Below are 24,671 nucleotides of genomic sequence, written 5' to 3' on the forward strand. Positions count from 1 at the left end.
AAAGCATTCAATTGGAATCGTTTGTGAGTTGGCTTTATTTTTTTATTCCTAATTCCTTCCGGATTTTTGAAACATAATCCAGTTTTTCCCAGGTAAATAATTCTACCTGCATGGTTTTTTCATTGGGTTTGCCAGCATTGAAGGTTTTCGTAACGGTTTCATTGGTTCGTCCCATATGCCCATATGACGCAGTTTCAGAATACATGGGCGATCTTAATTTCAAACGTTGTTCGATAGCATAAGGACGCATATCAAAGAGCTTTTCAATTTTTTTAGCAATTTGACCATCTGTCAATTTTACCTTAGCAGTGCCTTTGGTATCAACAAACACATTGCAAGGTTTTGCAACCCCAATTGCATAAGAAACTTGCACGAGCACTTCGTCACAAAGTCCGGCAGCAACCATGTTTTTTGCGATATGTCGGGTCGCATAAGCAGCAGAACGGTCCACTTTTGATGGATCTTTGCCACTAAATGCACCACCGCCATGCGCACCTTTACCGCCATAGGTATCTACTATTATTTTACGTCCGGTCAATCCAGTATCCCCATGTGGACCTCCGATAACAAATTTACCGGTTGGATTCACATGATACGTGATATCATTGTTGAATAACTTTTTTATATGAACGGGTAATTTTCTTTTTACACGTGGGATTAATATGTTGATTACATCACTTTTAATTTGATCCAACATTTGAGCATCGGCTTTTTCCTGATTTTTTGAAGCCCTTCCACCATTAATAAATTCATCATGCTGTGTTGAAATTACGATGGTATCAATTCGGATTGGTTTATTGTTGTCACCATATTCTATAGTAACCTGACTTTTCGCATCGGGTCTCAAATAAGTCATAACCCGACCTTCTTTTCTGATTTTTGCTAATTCTTCTAAAAGTTGATGAGCCAAACTCAATGCAAGTGGCATATAATTATCGGTTTCATTGCTTGCAAAACCAAACATCATCCCCTGATCTCCAGCACCCTGGGCTTTTGCTTTTGCTTCAAAACTTTGAAGCTTTACTTTCCGATCCACACCCCGGTTGATGTCTGCAGATTGCTCGTGAATTGCTGAAAAAACACCGCAACTGTTGGCTTCAAACATATATTCAGAACGGGTATATCCAATTTTACGGATGACTTCCCGGGCGATTTCCTGTACATCCAAATAGGCTTTTGATTTAACCTCACCGGCTAAGACAACCTGCCCTGTAGTAACCAGCGTTTCACAAGCAACTTTTGAGTCTTTATCATAAGCTAAAAAATGGTCTATGAGTGCATCCGATATTTGGTCAGCTATTTTATCCGGATGGCCTTCAGATACGGATTCAGAGGTAAATAAATAAGACATAATGGGGTTTTGATAAATTAAAGGGCAAAGATAATCGACCTGATAAACTTAATTGCGTTTTAAAGGGCAACCTTAACCGGATTTTGTCCGTATCAACTTTAAATGCATTGTTAATATTATGTACTTTTACAAAAAATCCAAGTTATGGGAAGCATAAAACCTTTTTCTGGGCCCTTTGGTAAGCCCGAATTAATTCACCTACTTAGAAGAACCATGTTTGGGGTCAAAAAATCGGACCTAAATTTCTTCAAAACTAAAAATTTGGATGAAGTTTTACAAGTGCTGGTTCCTACAACCCCCAAAGCTCCAGAACCTCCATTGAGAGCCTATTACAATAATGTGGATCCAACCAAAGACAATTTAGATACTTTAGTTCCATTTGGAAAAACATGGGTTGACACCCCGGCACAAGCTTCGCAACCTGCAAATCCATCAGGAAGTAGAAGAAATAGCCTTAAGCAATGGATGACTGGTTTGCAGTTGCATCAAGATCGTTCCGTATATGAAAAAATGATCATGTTTTATCAGACATTGCTGGTAACAGAAGATGCTGTTGTAGAAAACTCTCATGCCATGTACAATACCCAAAGTTTATATCGAAAATATGCTATGGGCAATTACAAGCAATTGATTAAAGAGATCACCTTGGATGCAGGGATGCTTCGTTATTTAAATGGCGAACGAAATACCAAGTCAGCACCTGATGAAAATTATGGTAGAGAATTACAGGAGTTATTTTGTATAGGAAAAGGACCTGGCTCAGGATATACGGAAGACGATGTAAAAGCTGCAGCAAAAGTTCTGACAGGTTGGTATGTAATTTATAGTGAAAAAATAAATAATGTTACTACCAATGTAATTCCACGTAAAGCATTTAATAAAAATAACCACGACGTAAATCCGAAAAACTTTTCTGCGTTTTATAACAATGCGGTGATAAAACCAAATTTAACGATTACAGATCCAGCACCGTTTGCAACGATTGACGAACGAAGGGCATTTGATGAAATCGAACAGTTAATCACCATGATATTTGCTACAGATGAATTATCAAAATACATCTGCAGAAGGTTATGGAATTATTTTGTTTATTACGAAATAACTCCAGAAATTGAATCAGAAGTGATCGAACCATTGGCTGAATTGTTCAGGCAATATGTAGACCATCCAGACCAAATGTACTTTGTAGTTAATGCATTGTTGGGTTCTGATTATTTTTTCAAATCAGAGCATCGGGGTTGTATGATTAAAAGTCCGGCAGATTTTCATATTGGAATGGCCCGCACATTTGATTTTCCAATTCCAAGACAAAGTACAGACCCATCAAAAGATTATACGAATCTTGAAGCACAGTATTATATGTGGAATATATTCAGAACATATAATGTCAATGCCGGCCAGGATGTCAATGACCCACCCAATGTAGCTGGCTGGGCTGCATATTATCAAACCCCTTCATTTCATGAAATATGGATAGACACTGCCACATATCCATTTCGGAAAGGGGCTTATGAAGCCATAGGAAGGTCCAATTTTACACTAAAAGTGGCAAATACCTACGATGGAAAGTCAGGTTTTCTAAATAAGATGAATTTTGTGGATTTTGTTAAACAGTTTGACAATCCTTCCGATCCAAACGAATTAATAAGGGAAGCAGTTGAATTGATGTTTGGACCTCCTCTTTCACAATCAACAAAAGACCAGTTAAAAACCAATTACCTGTTGTTGGGGCAAGCAACAGATTATTATTGGACCGATGCCTGGGATGTTTACCTTGCAAATCCAAGTACAACGGATCCAGAATCGAAAAAAGTTCCTCAAATGTTACAGGATCTGTTTGTGTACTTAATGTCTGCTGCAGAATTCCATATTTGTTAATTCCATTAATCTCTTTTAATTAAAATTATATGAAAAGAAGATCATTTATACAATCTGTTCCGGTTGCAGTTGGAGGTATGACCGTTACGGCTCATGGTGCCAGTCCACTGTTGTCAGCATTGACCAATGCCTTGGGTGATACCGATCGGGTTTTAGTTATTATTCAATTGAATGGTGGTAACGATGGATTAAACATGGTGATCCCATTAGACCAATATGCGTCCCTTGCACAAGCAACCATTCGCCAAAATATACTATTACCAGAAGATAAGGTTTTAAAATTAGGAGGAACGAACAATGCAACTGGATTGCATCCTGCCATGAATCGTTTTTATGATTTATACAATGAAGGGAAAATGGCGGTAATTCAAAGTGTAGGTTACCCAAAGTTTAGTTATTCACATTTTCGCGCCACGGATATCTGGATGACAGGTGCTGATTCAACAGAATACCTTAACTCCGGTTGGGCGGGTCGCTACCTTGCATATGAATATCCTAATTATCCAGTGGGCTTTCCCAATACAGTAATGCCTGATCCGCTGTCAATTCGGGTAGGAGGAAATATTGTTTTAGGATTGCAGAATCAAGGAGTACCTATGGCAATTTCTATTTCTAATACGAATGATCCATTAAATTTAAATGGCAGTTTATTTCAGGATCCTGCTCCAGGAAATTACATGGGAAAAGAATTGGCCTATGTTCGCGAAGTTCAAAGACAAACTGATAAATTTGGAGATTCGGTTAAAAATTCTGCGGATAAAGGATCCAATTTATCAACACTCTATCCAAAAACAAATACTGAATTAGGTTATACACTGGGACAACAATTGTCTATCGTAGCTAAATTAATTTCAGGTGGAATTAAAACGAGAATATTCTGGCTCAGTACAGGTGGATACGATACGCACGCTGGCCAAGTTACAGCGGCAGACCATACTACAGGCGCACACGCAAATTTATTGAAAGGCTTGTCAGATGCGGTTGGTGCATTTATGAATGATATTAAATTATTAGGCCTGGAAGACCGTGTTATCGGAATGACTTTTTCAGAATTTGGAAGACGAATTATATCAAATGCTTCAGGTGGCACAGACCATGGAGCTGCACAACCAATGTTTGTGTTTGGTAAAAAAGTAGTTGGAGGAGTGGTGGGTGCAAATCCAATCATTGATCCAAAATCAACAGTTGGATCAAACTTACCAATGCAATACGATTTTCGCTCTGTGTATGCTTCCATATTAAGTGATTGGTTTTGTGTACCAGATCCAGATCTTCAACAAATTTTATTGCGCAATTATCAAAAACTTCCAATCCTCGATCCAGGAAATTGCATCCCAACTTCTGTTCATGATCAAAACAATCGATTGGGTGAGAACCTAGTTTATGCATATCCGAATCCATTTGTTCAAGCTACTAAAATAAAATTTGAAACGAAAGGTGGCCATACGCAAATTCAAATTATAAACAACGAAGGATCTGTAATAAAAACCCTTTTAGATCAAGATATGCAATCAGGAAAATATACCCTGGATTGCGATCTTGAAGATGCAGCTGCTGGAATCTATTATGTCAGACTTCAAAATGGAGTTTTACAACAAGTGAAGTCCATGATGAAAGTCAAGTAATAGCAATTACGAATTATTAATTGATTCGTTATTTTGCGATTAATATAAAGTCTCTAGCCTCTAGCCTCTAGCCTCTAGCCTCTAGCCTTTAGCCTCTGGTCTTTAGCCTCTAGCCTTTAGCCTCTGGTCTTTAGCCTCTAGCCTTTAGCCTCTGGTCTTTAGCCTCTAGCCTCTAGCCTTTAGCCTCTATTCCTTATATTTACCACATGAAGGCGATGCGGAATGATTTAATTTTTTATTTGATATTGCTATTGCTTGTGTTGCATTATATGTTCAATCCCTTTGAATTGCAACCAGTAGCGTTAAAAGTAATAAGTGCCGGATTGGTTATGATCTCTTTGTGGATTTTGGAATTAATCCCTATGCCTGTTGTTGCTTTATTGCCTTTGATTCTATTTCCATTGTGGGGTATTGAAAGCTTAGCGGAAACAGCCAGGAATTATGCAGATCCAATTATTTTTTTATTTATGGGTGGCTTTTTTATTGCACTTGCAATTGAGAAATGGAACTTGCACCAACGGATCGCATTGAGTATTTTGAAAAAGTCGGGTGGGAAGGGAAACCACATTTTACTTGGTTTTATGGCTTCAAGTTTCTTAATCAGCATGTGGCTGAGCAATACGGCTACAACCATGATGATGTTTCCCATCGCATTGTCTGTATTGAATGTTATGGGTTCAAATTTCAAAGGAACTGGATTTAAAAAATTCTCAACTTCTGTATTATTAAGTATAGCCTATGCATCAAATATTGGAGGCTTATCAACGATTATAGGTACTCCTCCAAATACCGCAATGGTAGGATTGATGAATGAAGAATATCAAATGAATATCAGTTTTTCAGATTGGTTTATAGTTTGTTTTCCCTTAGCTTTAGTAATACTTGCTTTGTTGTACTGGGTGTTTACACGGATTTTATTTATAAACAAAATGGAAAAAAATGAAGCAACGAAAGCATTTATTGATTCGGAATTTCACAAACTAAAAAGTTGGACAAAACCAGAGCGATATGTCCTTTATGTTTTTTTAGCTACAGCATTTTTATGGATTACAAAAGATTTATGGGTTCGATTTTTTGGTTTGCCATTGAATGATGCGCAAATTGCATTGGCAGGTGCCTTTGCTCTTTTTGTAGTTCCTTCCGGTATTAAAAATGTAAAACCAGACGATGCAGTTGATTTAGAAATAGAAACTTCTGATTATCAAAGTCCCCGATTATTGGAATGGAATGATACCCATAAAATGGCCTGGGGAATTTTATTGATGTTTGGAGGTGGACTGGCATTGGCTAAATCCATGGAATCCTCCGGAGTAATGAAAATGATCGGAGAAGGCATTGCAAACTATGCACCGCAACAACTTTTTTTCTTGATCGTATTGGTGACAGCGATCTCGATCTTTCTTAGTGAAATTATGAGTAACATCGCGCAAGTCATTGTGATGGCTCCGATCCTGAGTTCGGTTGCGATTGCAATGGGTATTTCACCAGTTATAGTTTGTTTGCCGATGACGCTTGCTGCTAGCTGTGCGGGCATGCTGCCCATGGGCACTCCACCCAATGCAATTGCTTATTCAAGTGGTAAAATTCCATTAAAAGAAATGATGAAAGCTGGTTTTGTATTGAATCTGATCAGTGTTTTAGTGATCAGTTTGTTTTGTTATTATTTTAGGATATCGATATAAGTCAAATTTCGCAATAGCTAATCGATCTGATTAAAAACAAAGGCCAACACTAAAACCAATTGGAAGAAAGAGTAGTTCAAGATTATCATATCCTGAAAAAGGGATACTAAAATAGACTCTAAAGTTGAATTTGTTGCGATCTATTGGTTGGAATCTATATCCTCCAAGGATATAGAATACAGAAGGTCTATTGGTTTTTCCTGATACATAAATATGCCCCAATCCTAATTCAAGATAATTTTTTGAATTGCCTAAATTTGCACTTACTGAAGTTGGAATGATGGTAAACTGTTTAGCGCTTGAACAAGGTCCAAAAACACAAATTTTAAATTCTTCATTATAGCCAATTCCAATTTTTCCTGCTAGAAATGATTTCCCGTCCAGGTCTTTTATACGTTCATAGATAAGAGCAATTGCTGAACCTTCCCCAATATTTAATCCAAAATTATTGAGAGGACGCATCGCATTATTTAATACCACATCCTGTCCTTTGAGTTGGTAAAGACAAAGTAAAAAAAACAGGATAGTCAAGCGCATTTATTCGATCTTCAAGTTTAAAGATACCAATTCCCATTCAACTATTTTATATTACAGACTTCATAAAATTGATATTTCTGGGTCGCTTGTAAAATGGGCTCCAAATGAGAATTGAGCTCATTTCCCGGATCCATTAAATTAGTGAGAAAATATTGAGTCTTGATAATTGAGGATGTATCCAAACTGATGTTTTTATAACGAATAAAATATCCATGCAAACTCCAGTCCGTCCAAAGATTTTTAGAAATTCCAATCGTGCTGCCATCATCTAGATAATTTCCAATACTATGAATATCATGTAGCATTTCAACATCTCTGCTCACTGCATGTACATTGGAGATGGATAGTAAGAGACCCATGCTAAAAGTAATAAGACTGATCGATGTGAACACTTTAAAGGAAAATGAATGTGTTTTTATTTGAAGAATCAAAAAATTTACAACTGGATAAATTAGGATTCCCATTCCCAAGGCAAAGGGTGAACGGGGGAGGTTAAAAAACCCCCGTTTTTAAAACCCCCCCCCCGGGGAAAGGGGGGAAAACCCCACCAAAAAAAAAGGGGGGGGTTTTTCCCCGTTAATTTTTTTTTTTCAAATTTTTTTTTTTTAAAAAAAACACCAATACCCCAAAAAAAAAAAAGGGGGTTTTAGTTCAAACCAACCGTGGGGGAAATAACCCCGGCGGGAACCGGCCGGTGAAAAAAAATTTTTTTGGTCTGAAATAAAAAACAAACAACCCCCGGCCGGGGTTGGGAAAAGAGACGGGGCCGGGGCCCCCACCCCCCGGGGGGGGGTGGGAAAGAAAAAAAAAAAAAAGAAAGGGGGGGGGGGGCGAAGGACCAAATGTATGTATGTATGTATGTATGTATGTATGTATGTATGTATGTATGTATGTATGTATGTGACCTTTTAAATAGAAATACAAGCTCAGACATGTAAAAATGCCCAGTGTATTTTCTAAGAGATTATTTGAACTGGACCATTGAACTAATGGGATCGAAAGCCATAAACACAATGGAATCCATGCATGTTGGAATGACATGAGCAACCAGATTCGGCAGATGATAAAACCGGTTAGGATCATGCAAAATAAGGAATAGATTTTTTCAGTAAAATGACTTGCTCCCAAAATTTTAAAAAATAGAGATTGAATGCCAAGGCCAAGCGGAGGATTTTGAAAAGGGGAAACATGTAGTGAAATTGCCAAAAGGTACCGGCCCCTTGACAAGGTTCTTGCTATGCTTGAATAAAACAGGCCATCAAAAAAGATGCCTACGGAAAGGGAAAGAAGAAGGGAAATAAGTGGAAAGATAAAAAAAAAAAAAAAACCAAGGTTTTAAATGCAGGAAGGGTTTCACTGGCAATTGTTTTGTGTGCTCAGGTTAATTTCATACAGGAGTCAAAGGCTGATTTGAAATTGAGTAGGGTGTATTTTGTTATAACGTATGCCAGGGTCCTGTTGTGTAGAATTTAATTTGTGAGATCTTAAATCTATTCTCGGTCATCGGATTGATTCTCCCCATTACTCGGCGTTGTTGCTGATTCATAAATTTCGGTATGTCTGATTTGACCACCGAGATATCCCACCCGAGCCATCACTGAAAAACTGAATAAGGAACATATCAATGCTATTTGAGCAATCAATCGCGCTTTTTCTAAGTTTTTAAAATTGAAAATTAAACCAAGAATGGCATTTAACCCTACCACTATTAAACTAATGAGCCCAAACAGAGCAGCTTCTTCATGTTCATGGATTCGATTCTTTGATACGCCTGGTATTTGTTCAACCAGCTCTTCGGCGGATTCTCCAGTCAAATAGGAAATGCCTACACCGAGTGCAGATATAATTAACAACAGATAAGATGCAGAAATCGTATGCGTACTTTTGGTATAAAGGCCATAGGCTAAAACAATTGCGCCTAAGATGGAACCAAAAACAGGTAGATGCGTAATGAGTAAATGGACATGAGCAAGGTTCATTGTTGATTTTTTTTTGTTATTATATTATAACAAGATTTTTAATTAATTATTTTAAGTTTTCATCAATTTATTATTGGCCACTGATAAAATCGTTTGAAAATCGATTGAGTGTTTCAATTCTTCTAATTTAAGGGGTAAAGCTGGGTTTATTATATATTCTTGAAGCGATTTTTGAAACCATTTGACATCATGCCAGGCTCCTGATTTGAAGCCAATGTTTTTAAAAATTCCAATTTCTTCAAACCCCAGGTTGCTGTGAAGTAATTCACTTTTCTTATTGGGTACAGTCACACCGGCGTACACATTATAGAACCCTTGAATGGTAAGCATGGACAGCAAGGTTTCATAAAGAATATACCCAATTCCTCTGCCTTGTATAGATTCGGTTAGATAAATGGTGGATTCTGCGGACCACTGATAGGCTGTTTTATACCGATGACGGCTGGCATATGCATAGCCTTCGATTTGATCGTTTTTTAAGCAAACCAACCAGGGATATTCATAAATCGTATCGAGAATTTTACTTTGAAATTCATTTAGCTCAGGGACTTTACAATCAAAAGTAATTGGAGTATATAAAACATAAGGCTCATATACCTTTAAGCATGATGCTGCATCTTGATCAGGAGAAATGAATCGTATAGAATAGTTGGCTTCCATGTTAATAATTCGATATTTTATTAAGCAAATAAAGGCAATTTGGGCATTCTGACAGCCTATTTAATTTTTTAATAATTAAATTCATGCAAATCCTTTTTGTAGTAAATTTGAAAATAGACATTTAATACCATTAAACCAGAAAAGACATGGAAACACAAACAATTTCAGAAACCCCGTCAATACAGATGGAACCAAAGTCTTGCAAACAGCAGCCTATTTGCTTAGGTGGTAGCGTTTTTAAAACGAACCTGGTTTGTGGTTGCTGTTTTTGTGAAACAGGATCCTGTCTGTGTGAATGGCATAAGGAAACAAATGGATTCTGGTCCTAATGTAAGACGAGTCAAAAAGATCCCTGACATTCGTTTGAATGTACTAACAAAGGTTCATTTTGGATTTCAATGCGTGCTGGATTCATTCAATTCTATTAAATAACTCATCAATTGACTCGCAGTTTCCAACACAGGACCTCCCATGGGATCTTGAAATAACTGATTGATAGGTCCTTGACCAAAATAAAGTCCATCAGAAACCAAAAAGCTTAAACGCACCTGACCGGTATCAGGATACGGCAATCGATCCTGATTCCAGGGACCAATTTGATTAATTACCTGATTGCTTTTTTCGAATAAAATTTGAATTAACTCGTTGGATTGTTCCTGGGAGTCTTCCAACAGGATTACTTTTTCTGAATAATTTATATAACGTGCTGTACCGTCATGATAGGCAGCCAGTACATCAAGACCTTCCTCCAGAGCAACTTCAATAACGACACCTAAAAGTTCTTTGGTTTGGATCTTTTCTCCATGTTTTCTTAATAAATAGTAGGCCAATAGTTTGGTTCGGCTTTCTAAAGACGGATCTTGTGTAATATTAAATAAATCAGCGGTATTTAAGGGATCAATTAGTAATATGTTCCAGGGATAAGTTGTATTTACATCGTTTGAATTATTAAAAATTTGTGGATTATCACAAAACAACAATTCATACAACTTGTTGATGGCCTCATTTTTAAAAGGAGGGTAAGCAGCTGAAGTATTGTCTGTGTTTTTCATAATGAAAATGTTTAAATTAAACTTGAGTATAGATTAAATTCAGTTTGATCAATAACGAGTGAATTTATGAATATTCAATCCTAGAACAAATGTAATTATTTATTCAAATTTAACCTTAATGCATATTGTATAAAAAGCTAATTATATGCATTATAGGCAAATCTAATTATTTAGAGGTTCCAAAAGACTCATTATATTTGTAAGAAATTGAAATCATTTGAATAGATTATAGAAAAGTATGAAGACTATTATAAAATTCCTTTTAATTGGATATGGGATTACGGCCGTTTATTTCTTATATCTCGCAGCAATTAATTTGTTTGTTTATTTTGCAAACACATCGAAGGGTTTTTATGAACCATTTTTACCTGCTGGAAGAAATTTAGCAATTGGAGTTATTTTTGCATTGATTACTGGATTTTCGTGGTTTTTATTGCGCCAGCCATCCTATCAAAAGGCAGGCACAATCCTTATATATTCACCGTTAATTCTTATTGGATTATTTATTTGTTGGTTTCTTATTGTGATGATATCTTCAGGTGGAAAATGGAATTAAAAGAATTATTATTACCTTAATTTAACCGATGGAATTTTTATCAAAAATATTGTACTTCGTACTTTTTGGGTTGACCTGTCTTCTGTGTTTGTTTTTTATTCTTAGTTCAATCAATGTTTTGATTGATGCCTATGGTAAAAAGTCAGAATCCATTATAATGGGTTTAGCAGGTATTTTGGTAGCTATAGGATTATACATAAGCTATCAAGCAATTAAAGATACGGATCGATATTTATATTGTAGCGGCATTTTAGGTATTACCTGGCTAGTAGTTTTAGGAGTCGTGTTGATTGGTCTACTCTTTTTTAATGGTCCCCTTCGCTGGCAATAAATGGCTTTTATTTTAAAATTAATTTATTATTGCCTTTTGGCCGGAACTGCAGTTTTGTCTTTTTTTTATATCTGGACAGCATTGTTTATTAAATCAGGAACTAACAATCCGTTTTATCTGAAACAATGGTTTGGATTTGTTTCTTTATTTGTACTAGCTATGTTATATAAGGCCTACTTAGCTGGCGAAGTAGAAGCTCGTTTTGGACAAGGTATTAAAATCATATTGGTATCCTGGGCTTTATGGGGCTTGATTGTAATTATATTTTATGGAATTGCAAAGTATCTTGGTAAAATCTAGTTGAATGCTTTGGGTGTCATTTTAATGATTTCTTACGTTTCCCAATACATAATTAATTTCACACAGTGTATAGATAGATTTAAGGGTATATCAAATGGTGCCGGTATAAATTACTCCTGAAGTAGGCGTTTCATTTAATTCAATTTTAATCAGTTGGGGTATTTGTGGTTTTATTTGATCCCAAAGCCAAATTGCAATTTGCTCGCAAGTTGGATTTTCTAAACCTGGAATGTCATTCATCAATTTGTGATCAATCGATTTTATAATTGGATCAATGGCTTTATTGATAGCAGCAAAATCCATAACCCAGTTTAAATGGGGGTCTAAACGGTCATCGATAAAAACGGTTAAATGATAGGTGTGTCCATGAATGTTTTTGCATTTGTGACCTTCTGGTACGTTGGGAAGAAAATGAGCGGAATCAAAGGTAAACTTTCTAAATATTTGCATTTCAATCAGAATTTGGAACTCTAAATGGGAAATAATAGATACATATCTGACAAAGGTACTATCTAATTCGATTTAATTTATTCTTGATTCTAATTTAGCTATATAAATAAGATGAGTTTCAATCTTTAATTCTGATTTTTGATATTTTATAGTGAAAAATTTTAGGATATTAAAGTTATTTGCAAATAACATTTCCTTTAAATACGTGGTCTCATGATAATAGACAAACAGACTGTTTTTGCCATCACTGCTGGTTTCATAGGCTGATGTTTCGTAGAGACCTTCAATGGTACTGAAATAAAATATTCCCCCACTGTGTAATAACCTTGACGCATCTTGTATTAGCTGTGCACATTCCAACTTTGATAAATAGGGCATACAGAAACCGACAAGAATTGCATCGTATGACGTACTTAGTTGATTCAAATTGCGGCAATCCATTAATTTAAAATGAACACTTGGGTTATTTATTTGTGCTAGCCGGAGCATGTTTGGCGAGGAATCGATTGCATCAATCATTAGATCAGGGCGAATTTCTCTAAGGTATTTCGTTATGTTTCCAGGACCGCATGCAATTTCCAAAATCTTTGGATTTTCTTTGTCTAGTAAATTGCAGAAATGATCGTAACTTTCATTGTAAATATTTAAATCCATGAATTTGTCCTGATAGCGTTGTGCAATATCATCCCAATTTGAAATGTTTGATTCTGGTGACTTCATTTGATTCTGGTTTTATATTTTTTTTAATATAAATAGGGATCTCCATCTATTTTGCTAAGTTGGAGTCATTAAATCGAACTATTTGATTCATTTGCTTTTAATGAGGGTGGTTTTCGAGTGTATCGCTTGATTGAACCAACCAATGTGTAAATATATAATGAAAAAAGCTGGATTATGAATTCAACCTGCTATAGTCAAGTTTGAATGAAAGTCCCCTATTGACTTTTTCGAGCCAAAATCCTATACTGATATGCGAGGCACTCAATTCCTCCACTGATACCCAGCTATGAAATAGCGCTTTTGGCGGTGATCAAAAAGTTCAATCAACTTGTTAAACAAGTGCATTGGAATCTTAGCATTGATTTTCTAATTATTAATTTCTTGTATTCATTCCGAATCAGTGTAATTTAATACCGGATGAAATTCAAAATGATTTGTAATATAAATTGCCTATAAAATTCATGAAAAAATTAGAAAACAAATTCAAATTCAGGTGATATTTATTGTATTTCCATTTTATTTATTTGATACGCAATGTTTGTAACTTGTATGATACATTTATGTCATATGTGAATAATGCAACAACTATTAGTATTCGTATAACTTTTATTAGAATTAAAGTATCAGATTTGTGAAGGAAATAATTCCGAATTAAATTAATTGAAAATGAATTTATTAAATATTAAACTGGGTGTAAAATTCATACCGGTCGCAATCATGGTTTTGTATTCCCTTTCAGGGTTTAGCCAACATGCAGAGTTTGGATTAAGGTTTATGCCAAATTTTACATCGGTTAATTTAAGAAACTCAGGAGGAGGTACCGTTACAGGAGAAGTCACTTTAGGTTATGGTTTTGGTGCTTTACTGGGATTTAATTTTACAAATCATGTAGGAATCCAAGGTGAGTTAATATACAATTCATTGTCTCAGAAATATCGTGAAAATGAAGTTGAGCACAATATAAAACTTCGCTATGTAAATATTCCGTTGTTATTGTCATTGAATACAGGCAAACAAAGCCTTGTAAGTTTTAATGTTGTAGCGGGCCCGCAAATTGGAATCAGCGTAGGTAGCAGATTAACGAGTACAGGAGGGGATGGTACTTCTACAGGAAAAGCAGTGCTTTCTGTAAAAAAGGGAGATCTGGGATTTGCTTACGGTGCTGGACTTGATTTTGGGATTGCGGCCGCTGGTATGCTTCGCTTGGGACTTGGATTCAGAGGCGTAATTGGACTCATTGACATAAGTGACAATAGCGGTTCTGTAACAACCAACTCATACTATATATTAGATCGCACACATATTAAATCGTATTCTGGATATGTGGGTGTTTCATACTTGTTTTAGTATGCCAATTGTTGAATCTAAAAAATTAGATTTAGTCCTAAAATTAGAAATTTAACCATGTGGCAATTATATAAGTTTTTATTGCAAATGTGCAATTAACTTGTTTGTAAAATTACCACCTTTATATTTGAAATAGAATTACCGGTGTACCTTCATTGGTATGTGCAAAGAAAGGTAGAGTTTATCCTGTATTCATTCTGCCTTTCTTAATTTCATTCTGGAGAAGATGCATTAAGTGATTTATAAAAACAGAGAGTTTAGATTAGTTTTTGCGCTTCCCTTGGCATTCTGAGGGAAGCATTTTTAATTTATATTCATAACTGATTTGTTCTTAGTTTATATTAATAATATTGAACGTTTTTTAAATGATCCTTTAATTAGATTTTATATGATGAATTCCGAAAAAATTGTAATTGGTATTTTATTTGGCTTAGCTGCAGGTGTTATTTTGGGTGTTTTAGTTGCCCCCGAGAAGGGATCTGAAACAAGAAAGAAAATTGTTCAATCACGCGACAGTCTTGTAGAAGAGTTAGAGAAAAAGTTAAATAATCTGATAAATCAATTGTCAGGTTCAGAAATAGATAAAAGCAAACTAACTGAAAACAATAATGGAAAAGCGAACCAGCAGCAGCAAGATCTTGCAGGTATGTATCCAAATGTTGTTAGTTGAGATTAGTAGAATCGTTTTATTTTTTATACAAAATTGTTTTTGATAGTTTATTTTAAATTTCATGGAGGCAGAAACTAATTTATTTGATATTCTGGTTGAAAAGATCGAGCGATATTTTTCTATTACTGTTGAATTAACAAAGCTTAAATCGCTTGAAAAATCTGCAATAATTGTTTCACTAATCTTATCCAGGTTGACAGTAATACTACTATTATTGTTTTTTACTGTATTTTGTAGCTTAGGATTATCGGTTTATTTAGGAGAATTATTTGGAAAAATATATTATGGATTTTTTATAGTAGGTGCAGCTTTTTTGGTTTTGGCTTTTTTAGTTCATTTGGTTTTATATAAATTGATTTTGAAGCCTGTGAGTAAATTATTTATAGAAAAACTTGGTTAATTCTAATTTATGAAAGACTCCCAGCATTTAATAAATTTAAGAGCCCGTATTTCTGCGTTGGAGATTCAGCAAGCAGATTCAAAAATAGAATTAACTCATTTTGTAAAGCAAACAATTGAAAAATTAAGTCCTTCAAATTTGTTGCAGTCAGTGTTTGAAGGCAACAAACAGGGCAGTGCCATTCCAGATGATGTCGCAAATGGATTTATAGGAATAGCAACAGGATTTGTTTCAAAACTGTTATTTCAAGGGACATCGCATAGTCCGGTAAGGCGAATAATTGGAACAGCTTTAATGTTGGGAGTTTCAGGCATTGTTTCTAGAAATCCAGAAAAAATAAAGGGTATTATAAAAGGAGGGTTTAATCTCTTGAGTAATTTATATAAAAAGAAATAGGTACTCAAATTCTTAGTAACCTGGTATAAATTTAAGTTTTAACAACAACATAAAGTTTATTATTGAATCCGTCGAGATTGTTTTTATTAACTGTGGTTAATTGATCTGATTTAATAGATTTATTTCATTGGTTCATTTAAAGCATTTCTAAATTTTGTTTTTTGAGTTTCGATTTATATTAATTCTAAAGTCTTATTTTATCATTTTACAAATTCATTTAACATTTGGAAGCCTCTATAAAAATTCCATTTTATATTAAGTTTGCTGGTTTAGTAATTGGCGCAACGGCCATTATCATGACTTTGTATCTTGGTGAATACCTTATTGTACCTTTGATATTTGCTTTATTATTTGCGATTCTCCTTGATCCGGTAATTGAATTTTTAAGTAGAAGAGGATTTAATCGAACCATAGCAATTACATTAGTTGTTGTAATAATTGTTTTGATTGGCTTGTTTGTACTTTATTTGATATTTGCACAATTTACTTTGTTTTATGATTCATATCCACTTTTAAGCAATAAATCTCAAACATTGTCTGTAAATTGGGTGCAGTGGATTTCCAGTCAATTTAAAATAAAAATTGAAATTATTAATGCGTGGATTTATAAAACTCAAATGGAGGCACTCAGTAATTTGGGTGGTTCAATAGGGTATACAGTCGAATTAATTAATAGTTTTCTATTTATAATGATTCTGCTTCCGGTTTATTTATTTTTAATACTTTATTATAAGGGTTTTTTTATTGAATTTATGAAGCGTTTATTCATAAGAAGGAATCAAGAAGATGTTTTTGAGTTTCTTGGCAATTCAAAAAATATTATTCAAAAATATCTGGTTGGATTATTACTAGAGGCTTTGATAGTTGCAGTTTTGAATTCTATTGGTTTATATATTATAGGAATTGAGTACGCGGTAATTTTAGGCATCAGTGGAGCAATATTAAATATTATTCCTTATTTAGGGGGAGTACTCTCAACCATCATTCCAGTGACCATAGCTTTAGTTACTAAGGATTCATATACCTATGCTTTAGAAGTAGTCGGTGTTTATTTAGTCATTCAGCTAATTGATAATAATTTTATTGTACCAAGGATTGTAGCGAGTCGGGTGCAATTGAATGCATTGGTTTCAATAGTAGTTGTATTACTCGGTGGTGCTTTGTGGGGTATTCCGGGAATGTTTTTATCAATCCCAATGACAGCCATTTTAAAAGTTGGCTTAGATCATGTAGATTCATTGAAAGCTTGGGGTTATTTGCTTGGAAATAAAGTGAATCCTAAAACTAACTAATCTAAATAATTCATATTTCAGTATTAATAACTTCCTTTTTTTATCTATAACCCAGGAGTTTTAATATCATAGTTTAATCATCTCAATGAATGTTGGAGATGTTCCAAATTGCAATTTATTAAATAACATATCTAATTTAACTATGATATTTAAATTGATTCGAATTATTTCGAGTTAACGCAATTTGTTAAGAAGCATTTATTTATTTGTTAAATGTATTGTTTGGATTTTATATATTTTTAATTTCATTGAATTATGTAATTGGTTTTCGTTGTTGTGTAATTTATTATATTATTATTTAGGCAGTTTTGTGATGTGAAAATTATTCACACATGGCCCGCCAGTTGCGGGTATAAATTATACACAATGAAATTCAAAACACTATTGAGCAAATGCGCTTTGATAATGATGTTTTTTACAGCGGCTTGCAAAAAGGATGATTTTACAGAAATCATCGGATTATGTCCGCTGGTAGTCTCCACGAATCCAACCAATGGAGCAACCAGTGTCCCTTTGGATCAAATTATTACAGTGACTTTTAATGAAGAGATGAATCCAAGCACAATTACGCTGAATTCAATTTCTATTAACGGTCCAACTGTAGTGACGGGTACAATTTCGTATTCTGGTTTGACTGCAACATTTACTCCCCTGTCCCCACTGGAAGCCAACACAATTTATACAGGTCGTGTTACCACAGATGTAAAGGATACAAGAGGAAATGCTTTGCAAGCAGATTATGTATGGTCTTTTAGCACAGGCTTGCTTATAGGTCCATTGATTGTAGTTACCAGTCCGACCAATAATGAAGTCAATGTGTTACTTAATAAAGTAATATCGGCAACATTTAACATGGCCATGGATTCATCTACAATTGATCAAACAAGTTTTATAATTAAGCAAGGATTTACTTCTACAGAAGGGGCTATTTCTTATTCTGGGAATACAGCCTACTTTACTCCTACGAATTTGTTAGAACCCAATACAACATATACAGGAATACTGACTACCAGAATAAAAAACCTGGCCGGTGTTTCTTTGGCGGCCGATTATATCTGGACATTCAAAACATTAAGCTTTCTTCCTCCTACAGTAATTAGTACGGATCCATTTGATAATGAAACAAATGTTATCCTTACAAAGAGAATTACGGCAAATTTTATTGTACCAATGATTCCAAACACTTTGACAAACTCAAGCTTTATTATTAAGCAAGGCTTGACGACGATCGCAGGTGTAGTAAGTTATTCAGGTACTACTGTGACATTTGTTCCCAATAGTTCTTTAGATGCAAATACAACTTATACTGCAACGATAACTACTGCTGCAAAAAATCTTGCAGGCACTCCTTTAGAGGATGATTATATTTGGACGTTTAGTACCGGTTCTATTTTAGTTCCTACTGTAATATCAACGGATCCTTTCAATCTAGAGACTGCTGTCATTCTAAATAAAGTAATTTCAGCAAGCTTTAGTGTGCCTATGAATCCACTTACTATAAATACAAATAGCTTTACTGTTAAAAATGGGAATACAGCTATTTCTCGTATTGTAAGTTATTTAGGGACAACCGCTTTTTTTAATCCTACAAGTCCATTAAGTCCAAATACTGTTTACACTGGAACGATTACAACAAGCGTAAAGAATTTGCTTGGTACACCAATTGCAACAAATTATGTTTGGACATTTACGACAGTCAATAATATACCACCTACTGTTATAGCAACGGACCCAATAAATAATGCAACCGGAGTTTTGTTGGCGAAAATTATAACGGCCACGTTTAGCGTGCCAATGGACCCATCAACAATTAATGCGAACACTTTTATATTACGTCAAGCTGGGGTAATGATTCCTGGTACGATACTCTATTCAGGGGTAACGGTTACATTTATTCCTTCTGTCAATTTGAAATCAAATACCAACTATACCGTTACGATTACCAACGCAGTAAAGAATGTTGCAGGAATAAATCTAGTTGCAAACTATGTTTGGACATTTACTACCCTTACGGTTCCTCCACCTACTGTAATTTCAACAAGTCCAGTTAACAATGCAACTGGAGTTGTCTTGAATAAAGTGATTACAGCAAGCTTTAGTACACAGATGGATCCAACGTCCATCAATACATCTAGTTTTATTCTTAAAGAAGGGTTAATCAGTGTTTCTGGTAATGTGAGCTATTCTGGTGTAACTGCAAGTTTCACTCCGACGCTTGCATTAAAAGCAAATACGCTGTACACGGCTACAATTACAACAATTGCTAAAAATGTTGCTGGTGTTGCTTTAGCGAGTAATTATGTGTGGACTTTTACCACGATTTCAAATCAACCCCCTACGGTCATTTCAACCGATCCTTTAAATAACGCATCAGGTGTATTATTAAATAAACAGATCTCTGCGAATTTTAGTACACAGATGGATCCGGCTTCCATCAACACATCAACGTTTACACTCAGTCATGGTGGAATTCCAGTAAGTGGAGTAGTTAGCTATTCCGGAATTACTGCAACATTTCAGCCAGATAATTTATTGTCATCCAATACAGTTTATACAGCAACGATTACCACCGGAGCCAAAAACTTAGCAGGAATTGCACTGGCTGCAAATTACCAATGGTCATTTACAACAATCGTTTTAATTCCACCATCCGTTGTTTCTACTGACCCTGTGAATAATGCATTGGGAGCGGAATACAATAAAACAATAACAGCCCTATTTAGTATTGCTATGGATCCACTTACAATTAATGAAACGAGTTTCCTTTTATTTAATGGAACTACTCCTATTGTTGGTACAGTTACCTATTCAGGTCTTACTGCTTCATTTAATCCGGTTGTTGATCTTTTACCAAATACATTGTATTCGGCAAGAATTACAACCGCTGCAAAAAATTTGGCAGGCACACCAATGGCGAATGATTATAACTGGAGTTTTACTACCAAACTTTCAGGTGGAGCACCGTTTGTTAATTTAAATTCTGTAGCTCGATTTGGAATTATTGCAGGCGCGGGTGTTAGCAATAATGCTGGTTTTAGTGAAATTCATGATATGGATGTTGGAATCAGTCCTGGTTTTAGATCATCGGTTACTGGATTTCCACCAGCGATTATTGTAAATGGTGCCATTTATGCCGCAGATGATGTCGCACCTCCCGGAGTAGCTGCAATGTTAATTCAGGCAAAAAATGATTTAACAGCAGCCTACAATTTTGCAAAAGGGGCAAGTGTTCCTGTTCCAATAGTTATATCAGGAGATCAAGGTGGCAAGACCTTAACACCTGGAATTTATAAATCTACATCCAGTTTATTAATTGCTGGTGGTGATTTAACATTGGATGCTCAAGGAGATCCAAATGCGGTGTGGATTTTTCAAATTGGTTCCAGCTTTACTACGATTGGAGGCGCTGGTGGTAGTATTATTTTAAGCGGCGCTGCACAACCTAATAATATATTCTGGCAAGTTGGCAGTTCTGCAACAATAGGAGATTTTACTTCATTTCAAGGCAATATCCTTGCATTGACTTCTATAACCATGAATTCAGGTGCAACTGCTGAAGGCAGAATGTTATGTATCAATGGTGCTGTTGTCTTAACCAGTACCAACATTATAAATAAACCTTAAAAATAAATATTATGAAATTTAAAATAATTCAAAACATGCTATCGAACCTTTCGAATGCATTATTTTATAGAGCATTTAAAAATAGCTTGCTAATTTGTGTGGTGGGTTTATGCTTACCGCTTGCTCTGAGTTCACAAGCTTTACAATATACAAGACCTTCCTGGTTGATCGGATTGGCTTCCGGAGCAAATTTTAATTTTTATCGGGGTTCAACACAAAAAATGAATGCAGATTTTACTGCACCGGTTCCATTTCACGATGGAACGAGTGTGGGATTGTATTTAGCTCCTCTATTAGAGTATTATCATCCTGGTGCAATTTTAGGAATTAGTCTTCAAGCAGGATTTGATAGCAAGCGGGGTTCTTTTGATCAGGTCATTACTCCTTGTAATTGTCCTGCTGATCTCAATACAAATTTATCGTATGTTACCATTGAGCCCAGTGTTCGTATTTCGCCGATGCGTTCAAATTTCTATTTATTTGGAGGACCAAGATTTGCATTTAATGTTGCAAAATCCTTCAATTATTCTTTGGGAATCAATCCTGATTTTCCAGAACAAGAGCCAACTCCTGATGTGAATGGTGACTTGAGTGATGTTAAGAAGACTTTAGTGTCTCTGCAAGTTGGAGCTGGATATGATATTTACTTATCATCACAAATGCATCGCACGCAGTTTGTCTTGTCTCCATTTATATCGTATCAACCTTATTTTGGACAATCTCCTCGAACAATTGAAACCTGGAATATTACAAGCTTACGAGTTGGTGCTGCAATTAAATTTGGTATGGGAACTAGAATTCCAACGCCATCTGAAATTATAGTAAATGATCCAGAAGTACGTTTTACCGTGATCGCTCCAAAAAATATTCCTGTTGACAGAAAGGTCCGAGAAATTTTTCCAATGAGAAATTATGTATTTTTTGATTTGGGATCAACTGAAATCCCGCAGCGATATGAGTTATTATCCAAATCACAGGTTAAAGAGTTTAAAGAAGATCAAGTGGAACTTTTTGTTCCCAAAAATTTGACCGGGAGGTCACAGCGACAAATGATAGTCTATTATAATATTTTGAATATTTTAGGCGATCGAATGGGTAAGAATACGCAATCAACAATTAATCTGGTAGGGTCTTCAGAAAATGGACCCTTGGATGGTCAAAAGATGGCCGAAGCTATAGAAACTTATTTAGTAGATGTTTTTGGTATTAATTCTTTGAGAATTAATACTTCAGGACAAGATAAACCAAATATTCCTTCTGAAAAACCAGGTGGGACCCGTGATTTAACTTTATTAAGAGAAGGAGATCGACGCGTTTCAATTGAAACGAATTCTCCGGATTTATTAATGGAATTCCAAAATGGTTCAAACTCATTTTTAAAACCAGTTGAAATTTTGGTTTCTCAGGAAGCTCCTTTAGATAGTTATGTATCATTTAATGCGAGTGGTGCGAATGTTGCATTTTCATCTTGGAACCTAGAAATTCGTGATGATAAAAATGTATTAAAAAGTTTTGGACCATTTTATCAGGATCAAGTCAGTATTCCTGGAAAATCGATTCTTGGCACCAGACTGGAAGGAGACTATAAAGTAACGATGGTAGGTTTGACTAAAGCCGGTAAAACAGTAAGAAGAGAAACCAAAGTGCATATGGTGCTTTGGAAAGCTCCGGAAAATATTGAAGGAATGCGTTATAGTGTTATATATGAGTTTGATGAATCAAAAGCCATTCAGATTTATGATAAATATCTGAAGGATGTTGTAATTCCAAAGATTCCAATAAATTCAAAAGTTCTAATCCATGGATATACAGATATCATTGGAGACGAAACTCATAATCTCAATCTATCCCTGGCTCGTGCAAATGATGTACTGCGAATTCTGGAGAAAGGATTGCAAAATGCAAACCGGACCGACGTTAAATTTGAATTATATGGCTTTGGAGAAGATCAAAATGTGTCACCATTCAATAATGAATTTCCTGAGGAACGATTTTATAACAGAACTGTAATCATTGATATAATTCCATTGAAGTAATCACAATTTAAATAAATTATAGATATGACATTAGATCTGATCACTATTGCTTTCAGAATTATTAAAAGCAAATCATTTTTGAAGTATATTGATTAATTGATTAAGCAATTATTTATAAATTGAATTATAATTTATATTTAATAATTTCTACAAAATAATTTAAAAGCCTACCTAATACGTATTAGGTAGGCCCTTTTTTATATTATAATTTAATATTGCATTTATAATTAAAATTAATTTCATGGTAATAGTGTAAAACATGTAATTTAAATAAGGTGATTAGCAATATTTAGTAATGAAATTGAACTAATTTTATTAATTATTAAATTATCATTTTCAAATTTAATGATTTAGATTGTTGGCAGTATTAATTAGGAACATACCCATGCAATATTGAGTAAAAGTTATGCTTAATTTTTAACTGATAAAGTTTAATATAACTTCAGATTGAATGTGAATTCTATTTAATATTAAGGAGTTGTTTAAATATAGCTTACATTGCACCACCATCTAAATCCTTAACGGAGAAAATCAGCATCCGCTGAGATGAATATAATATTATATTTAAAACTAAAAATTAAATAATGTACTACTATGAGCAATTTAGAATTAGAAAAGGGCCTCGCTTACATCACAGTGGAAATCATTGAGTATGTACCAAATTCCGTAGTTATAAAGACAATTTTGAAAAAATCTACGGGCAATATTAGCGTAATGTCATTTGACGTAGGAGAGGGGCTTACAGAAAAAACATCCCCATTTGATACCTTTGTTCAAATTATCGAGGGGCAAGCAAATATTGTGATAAATAATGTAGCCACTATATTAAAAACAGGTCAATCGATGGTAATACCTGCACATACCACCAATCATGTAAAAGCTAATGGCCGATTCAAAATGATCCAAACAGTCATTAAAAGTGGATACGAAGAGTAATTTATTTTGTTGTTGAAACAATTATAAATTTTCCAAATTGCTTTTGCGCTTTTGTTTTAATTTCTTAAAAAAGGAGGGAGATAAACCAGTGATTTTCTTAAACTGATTGGAAAGGTGGGCTACACTGCTATAGTGGAGTTTATATGATATTTCTGTTAAGTTTAATTCATCGTACAATAACAGTTCTTTGACTTTTTCAATTTTATTTAAAATTATGAAGTGTTGAATAGTTATGCCTTTAACTTCTGAAAAAAGATTAGAAAGGTAATTGTAGTCATAATTTAATTTATTGCTTATAAACTCTGAATAATTGACATCTGGTATTTCGTCCGAATAGTGGATCATTTCTGTAACAATATTTTTAATGCGTTCAATTATGATGCTTTTCTTGTCATCCATTAATTCCAATTCGGACCGCAACAGATTTATTTTTAATTGATCTCTTGTCTTATCTGTGATTTCTCCTGGAATATCAACAAATCCCAATTCAACAAATGTGTAAGGAATTCCCAGGTTTTCAAGTTCTTGTTTGACTACTAGTTTACAACGAAGACTAACCATATATTTTATATATAATCTCAAATAGTAATTTTAATGATGAAAAATAATAATTCCAGTATTTTAAAAATCTTGCTGTGATTTTTAAAAGGATAAACTTGAAAAGAATATTTTCTATTTAGGCTCTTTGGGAATTAGAGTTTTGATTTTAGCAAAACAGCATGGATCCATGTGATTTGGCAAGATTCAAAGTCAATATTTAATAAATACTTATTCCATGATGTAATTTACTATTAAATATTGACATTGTCAATATTTAATTTGTAAAACAGGAGGATAGTTTGCTTAAAT

24 protein-coding genes are annotated in these 24,671 nt (G+C 34.6%); 15 read left to right on the forward strand and 9 right to left on the reverse strand.

Features of this window, described 5'->3' with window-relative positions; all coding sequences use genetic code 11:
* Positions 1-34: 34 nt before the first annotated feature.
* Complete coding sequence (locus tag IPK91_14250; GenBank protein ID MBK8298408.1) at positions 35-1,351, reverse strand: methionine adenosyltransferase; 1,317 nt, start codon at positions 1,349-1,351, stop codon at positions 35-37.
* A 144-nt stretch (positions 1,352-1,495) separates the two neighbouring features.
* Here IPK91_14250 and IPK91_14255 point away from each other — a divergent pair, with 144 nt between their 5' ends.
* The 3 genes from IPK91_14255 (at position 1,496) to IPK91_14265 (ending at position 6,536) form a co-directional block, all read left to right on the forward strand.
* On the forward strand, positions 1,496-3,229 hold the full coding sequence (locus IPK91_14255) for a DUF1800 family protein (protein ID MBK8298409.1): 1,734 nt from the start codon (positions 1,496-1,498) through the stop codon (positions 3,227-3,229).
* A 29-nt stretch (positions 3,230-3,258) separates the two neighbouring features.
* Complete coding sequence (locus IPK91_14260) at positions 3,259-4,854, forward strand: DUF1501 domain-containing protein (GenBank protein ID MBK8298410.1); 1,596 nt, start codon at positions 3,259-3,261, stop codon at positions 4,852-4,854.
* A gap of 269 nt (positions 4,855-5,123) precedes the next feature.
* Positions 5,124-6,536: an anion permease gene (locus tag IPK91_14265; protein ID MBK8298411.1), complete on the forward strand. Its 1,413-nt coding sequence runs from the start codon at positions 5,124-5,126 to the stop codon at positions 6,534-6,536.
* 30 nt (positions 6,537-6,566) lie between these two features.
* On the opposite strand, the gene IPK91_14270 is transcribed toward IPK91_14265, so the two are convergent.
* The 4 genes from IPK91_14270 to IPK91_14285 form a co-directional block, all read right to left on the reverse strand.
* Entirely contained in the window at positions 6,567-7,073 is a 507-nt protein-coding gene (locus IPK91_14270) for a hypothetical protein (protein ID MBK8298412.1), read from the reverse strand.
* A gap of 41 nt (positions 7,074-7,114) precedes the next feature.
* Complete coding sequence (locus IPK91_14275; GenBank protein ID MBK8298413.1) at positions 7,115-7,432, reverse strand: hypothetical protein; 318 nt, start codon at positions 7,430-7,432, stop codon at positions 7,115-7,117.
* Between the two features lie 1,131 nt (positions 7,433-8,563).
* Positions 8,564-9,052, reverse strand: a complete 489-nt coding sequence (locus tag IPK91_14280; protein MBK8298414.1) for a hypothetical protein — start codon at positions 9,050-9,052, stop codon at positions 8,564-8,566.
* 51 nt (positions 9,053-9,103) lie between these two features.
* Entirely contained in the window at positions 9,104-9,712 is a 609-nt protein-coding gene (locus IPK91_14285) for an N-acetyltransferase (protein MBK8298415.1), read from the reverse strand.
* Positions 9,713-9,858: 146 nt separating this feature from the next.
* Here IPK91_14285 and IPK91_14290 point away from each other — a divergent pair, with 146 nt between their 5' ends.
* Positions 9,859-10,041: a hypothetical protein gene (locus IPK91_14290; protein MBK8298416.1), complete on the forward strand. Its 183-nt coding sequence runs from the start codon at positions 9,859-9,861 to the stop codon at positions 10,039-10,041.
* 66 nt (positions 10,042-10,107) lie between these two features.
* On the opposite strand, the gene IPK91_14295 is transcribed toward IPK91_14290, so the two are convergent.
* Positions 10,108-10,764, reverse strand: a complete 657-nt coding sequence (locus tag IPK91_14295; protein ID MBK8298417.1) for a hypothetical protein — start codon at positions 10,762-10,764, stop codon at positions 10,108-10,110.
* Positions 10,765-11,002: 238 nt separating this feature from the next.
* Between IPK91_14295 and IPK91_14300 the strand changes: the two genes are divergently transcribed.
* Genes IPK91_14300 through IPK91_14310 form a run of 3 tightly spaced genes read left to right on the forward strand, consistent with a single transcriptional unit; the run spans position 11,003 to position 11,951 of the window.
* Positions 11,003-11,320: a hypothetical protein gene (locus tag IPK91_14300; protein ID MBK8298418.1), complete on the forward strand. Its 318-nt coding sequence runs from the start codon at positions 11,003-11,005 to the stop codon at positions 11,318-11,320.
* A 28-nt stretch (positions 11,321-11,348) separates the two neighbouring features.
* Positions 11,349-11,651: a hypothetical protein gene (locus IPK91_14305; protein MBK8298419.1), complete on the forward strand. Its 303-nt coding sequence runs from the start codon at positions 11,349-11,351 to the stop codon at positions 11,649-11,651.
* On the forward strand, positions 11,652-11,951 hold the full coding sequence (locus IPK91_14310; GenBank protein ID MBK8298420.1) for a hypothetical protein: 300 nt from the start codon (positions 11,652-11,654) through the stop codon (positions 11,949-11,951).
* Between the two features lie 90 nt (positions 11,952-12,041).
* On the opposite strand, the gene queD is transcribed toward IPK91_14310, so the two are convergent.
* Positions 12,042-12,401, reverse strand: coding sequence for a 6-carboxytetrahydropterin synthase QueD (gene queD / locus IPK91_14315; protein MBK8298421.1), 360 nt, complete (start codon positions 12,399-12,401; stop codon positions 12,042-12,044).
* A gap of 72 nt (positions 12,402-12,473) precedes the next feature.
* Positions 12,474-13,121, reverse strand: a complete 648-nt coding sequence (locus IPK91_14320; GenBank protein ID MBK8298422.1) for a class I SAM-dependent methyltransferase — start codon at positions 13,119-13,121, stop codon at positions 12,474-12,476.
* Between the two features lie 666 nt (positions 13,122-13,787).
* Between IPK91_14320 and IPK91_14325 the strand changes: the two genes are divergently transcribed.
* From IPK91_14325 to IPK91_14360, 8 genes are all read left to right on the forward strand, one after another.
* Complete coding sequence (locus IPK91_14325) at positions 13,788-14,468, forward strand: PorT family protein (protein ID MBK8298423.1); 681 nt, start codon at positions 13,788-13,790, stop codon at positions 14,466-14,468.
* A 391-nt stretch (positions 14,469-14,859) separates the two neighbouring features.
* Positions 14,860-15,138: a YtxH domain-containing protein gene (locus IPK91_14330; GenBank protein ID MBK8298424.1), complete on the forward strand. Its 279-nt coding sequence runs from the start codon at positions 14,860-14,862 to the stop codon at positions 15,136-15,138.
* A gap of 61 nt (positions 15,139-15,199) precedes the next feature.
* Positions 15,200-15,538 (forward strand): hypothetical protein, encoded by a 339-nt coding sequence (locus IPK91_14335; protein MBK8298425.1) that lies wholly within the window; start codon positions 15,200-15,202, stop codon positions 15,536-15,538.
* Between the two features lie 9 nt (positions 15,539-15,547).
* Entirely contained in the window at positions 15,548-15,934 is a 387-nt protein-coding gene (locus IPK91_14340) for a hypothetical protein (protein ID MBK8298426.1), read from the forward strand.
* Positions 15,935-16,158: 224 nt separating this feature from the next.
* A complete protein-coding gene (locus IPK91_14345) occupies positions 16,159-17,226 on the forward strand; it encodes an AI-2E family transporter (GenBank protein MBK8298427.1) in 1,068 nt (355 codons plus the stop codon).
* Positions 17,227-17,592: 366 nt separating this feature from the next.
* Positions 17,593-20,850 (forward strand): Ig-like domain-containing protein, encoded by a 3,258-nt coding sequence (locus tag IPK91_14350; protein ID MBK8298428.1) that lies wholly within the window; start codon positions 17,593-17,595, stop codon positions 20,848-20,850.
* An 11-nt stretch (positions 20,851-20,861) separates the two neighbouring features.
* Positions 20,862-22,886 (forward strand): outer membrane beta-barrel protein, encoded by a 2,025-nt coding sequence (locus IPK91_14355; protein ID MBK8298429.1) that lies wholly within the window; start codon positions 20,862-20,864, stop codon positions 22,884-22,886.
* A gap of 594 nt (positions 22,887-23,480) precedes the next feature.
* Positions 23,481-23,822, forward strand: coding sequence for a cupin domain-containing protein (locus tag IPK91_14360; protein ID MBK8298430.1), 342 nt, complete (start codon positions 23,481-23,483; stop codon positions 23,820-23,822).
* Between the two features lie 21 nt (positions 23,823-23,843).
* On the opposite strand, the gene IPK91_14365 is transcribed toward IPK91_14360, so the two are convergent.
* On the reverse strand, positions 23,844-24,383 hold the full coding sequence (locus IPK91_14365; protein ID MBK8298431.1) for a helix-turn-helix transcriptional regulator: 540 nt from the start codon (positions 24,381-24,383) through the stop codon (positions 23,844-23,846).
* Positions 24,384-24,671 lie beyond the last annotated feature (288 nt).

The organism is Saprospiraceae bacterium (genome assembly GCA_016712145.1).
GTDB lineage: Bacteria > Bacteroidota > Bacteroidia > Chitinophagales > Saprospiraceae > Vicinibacter.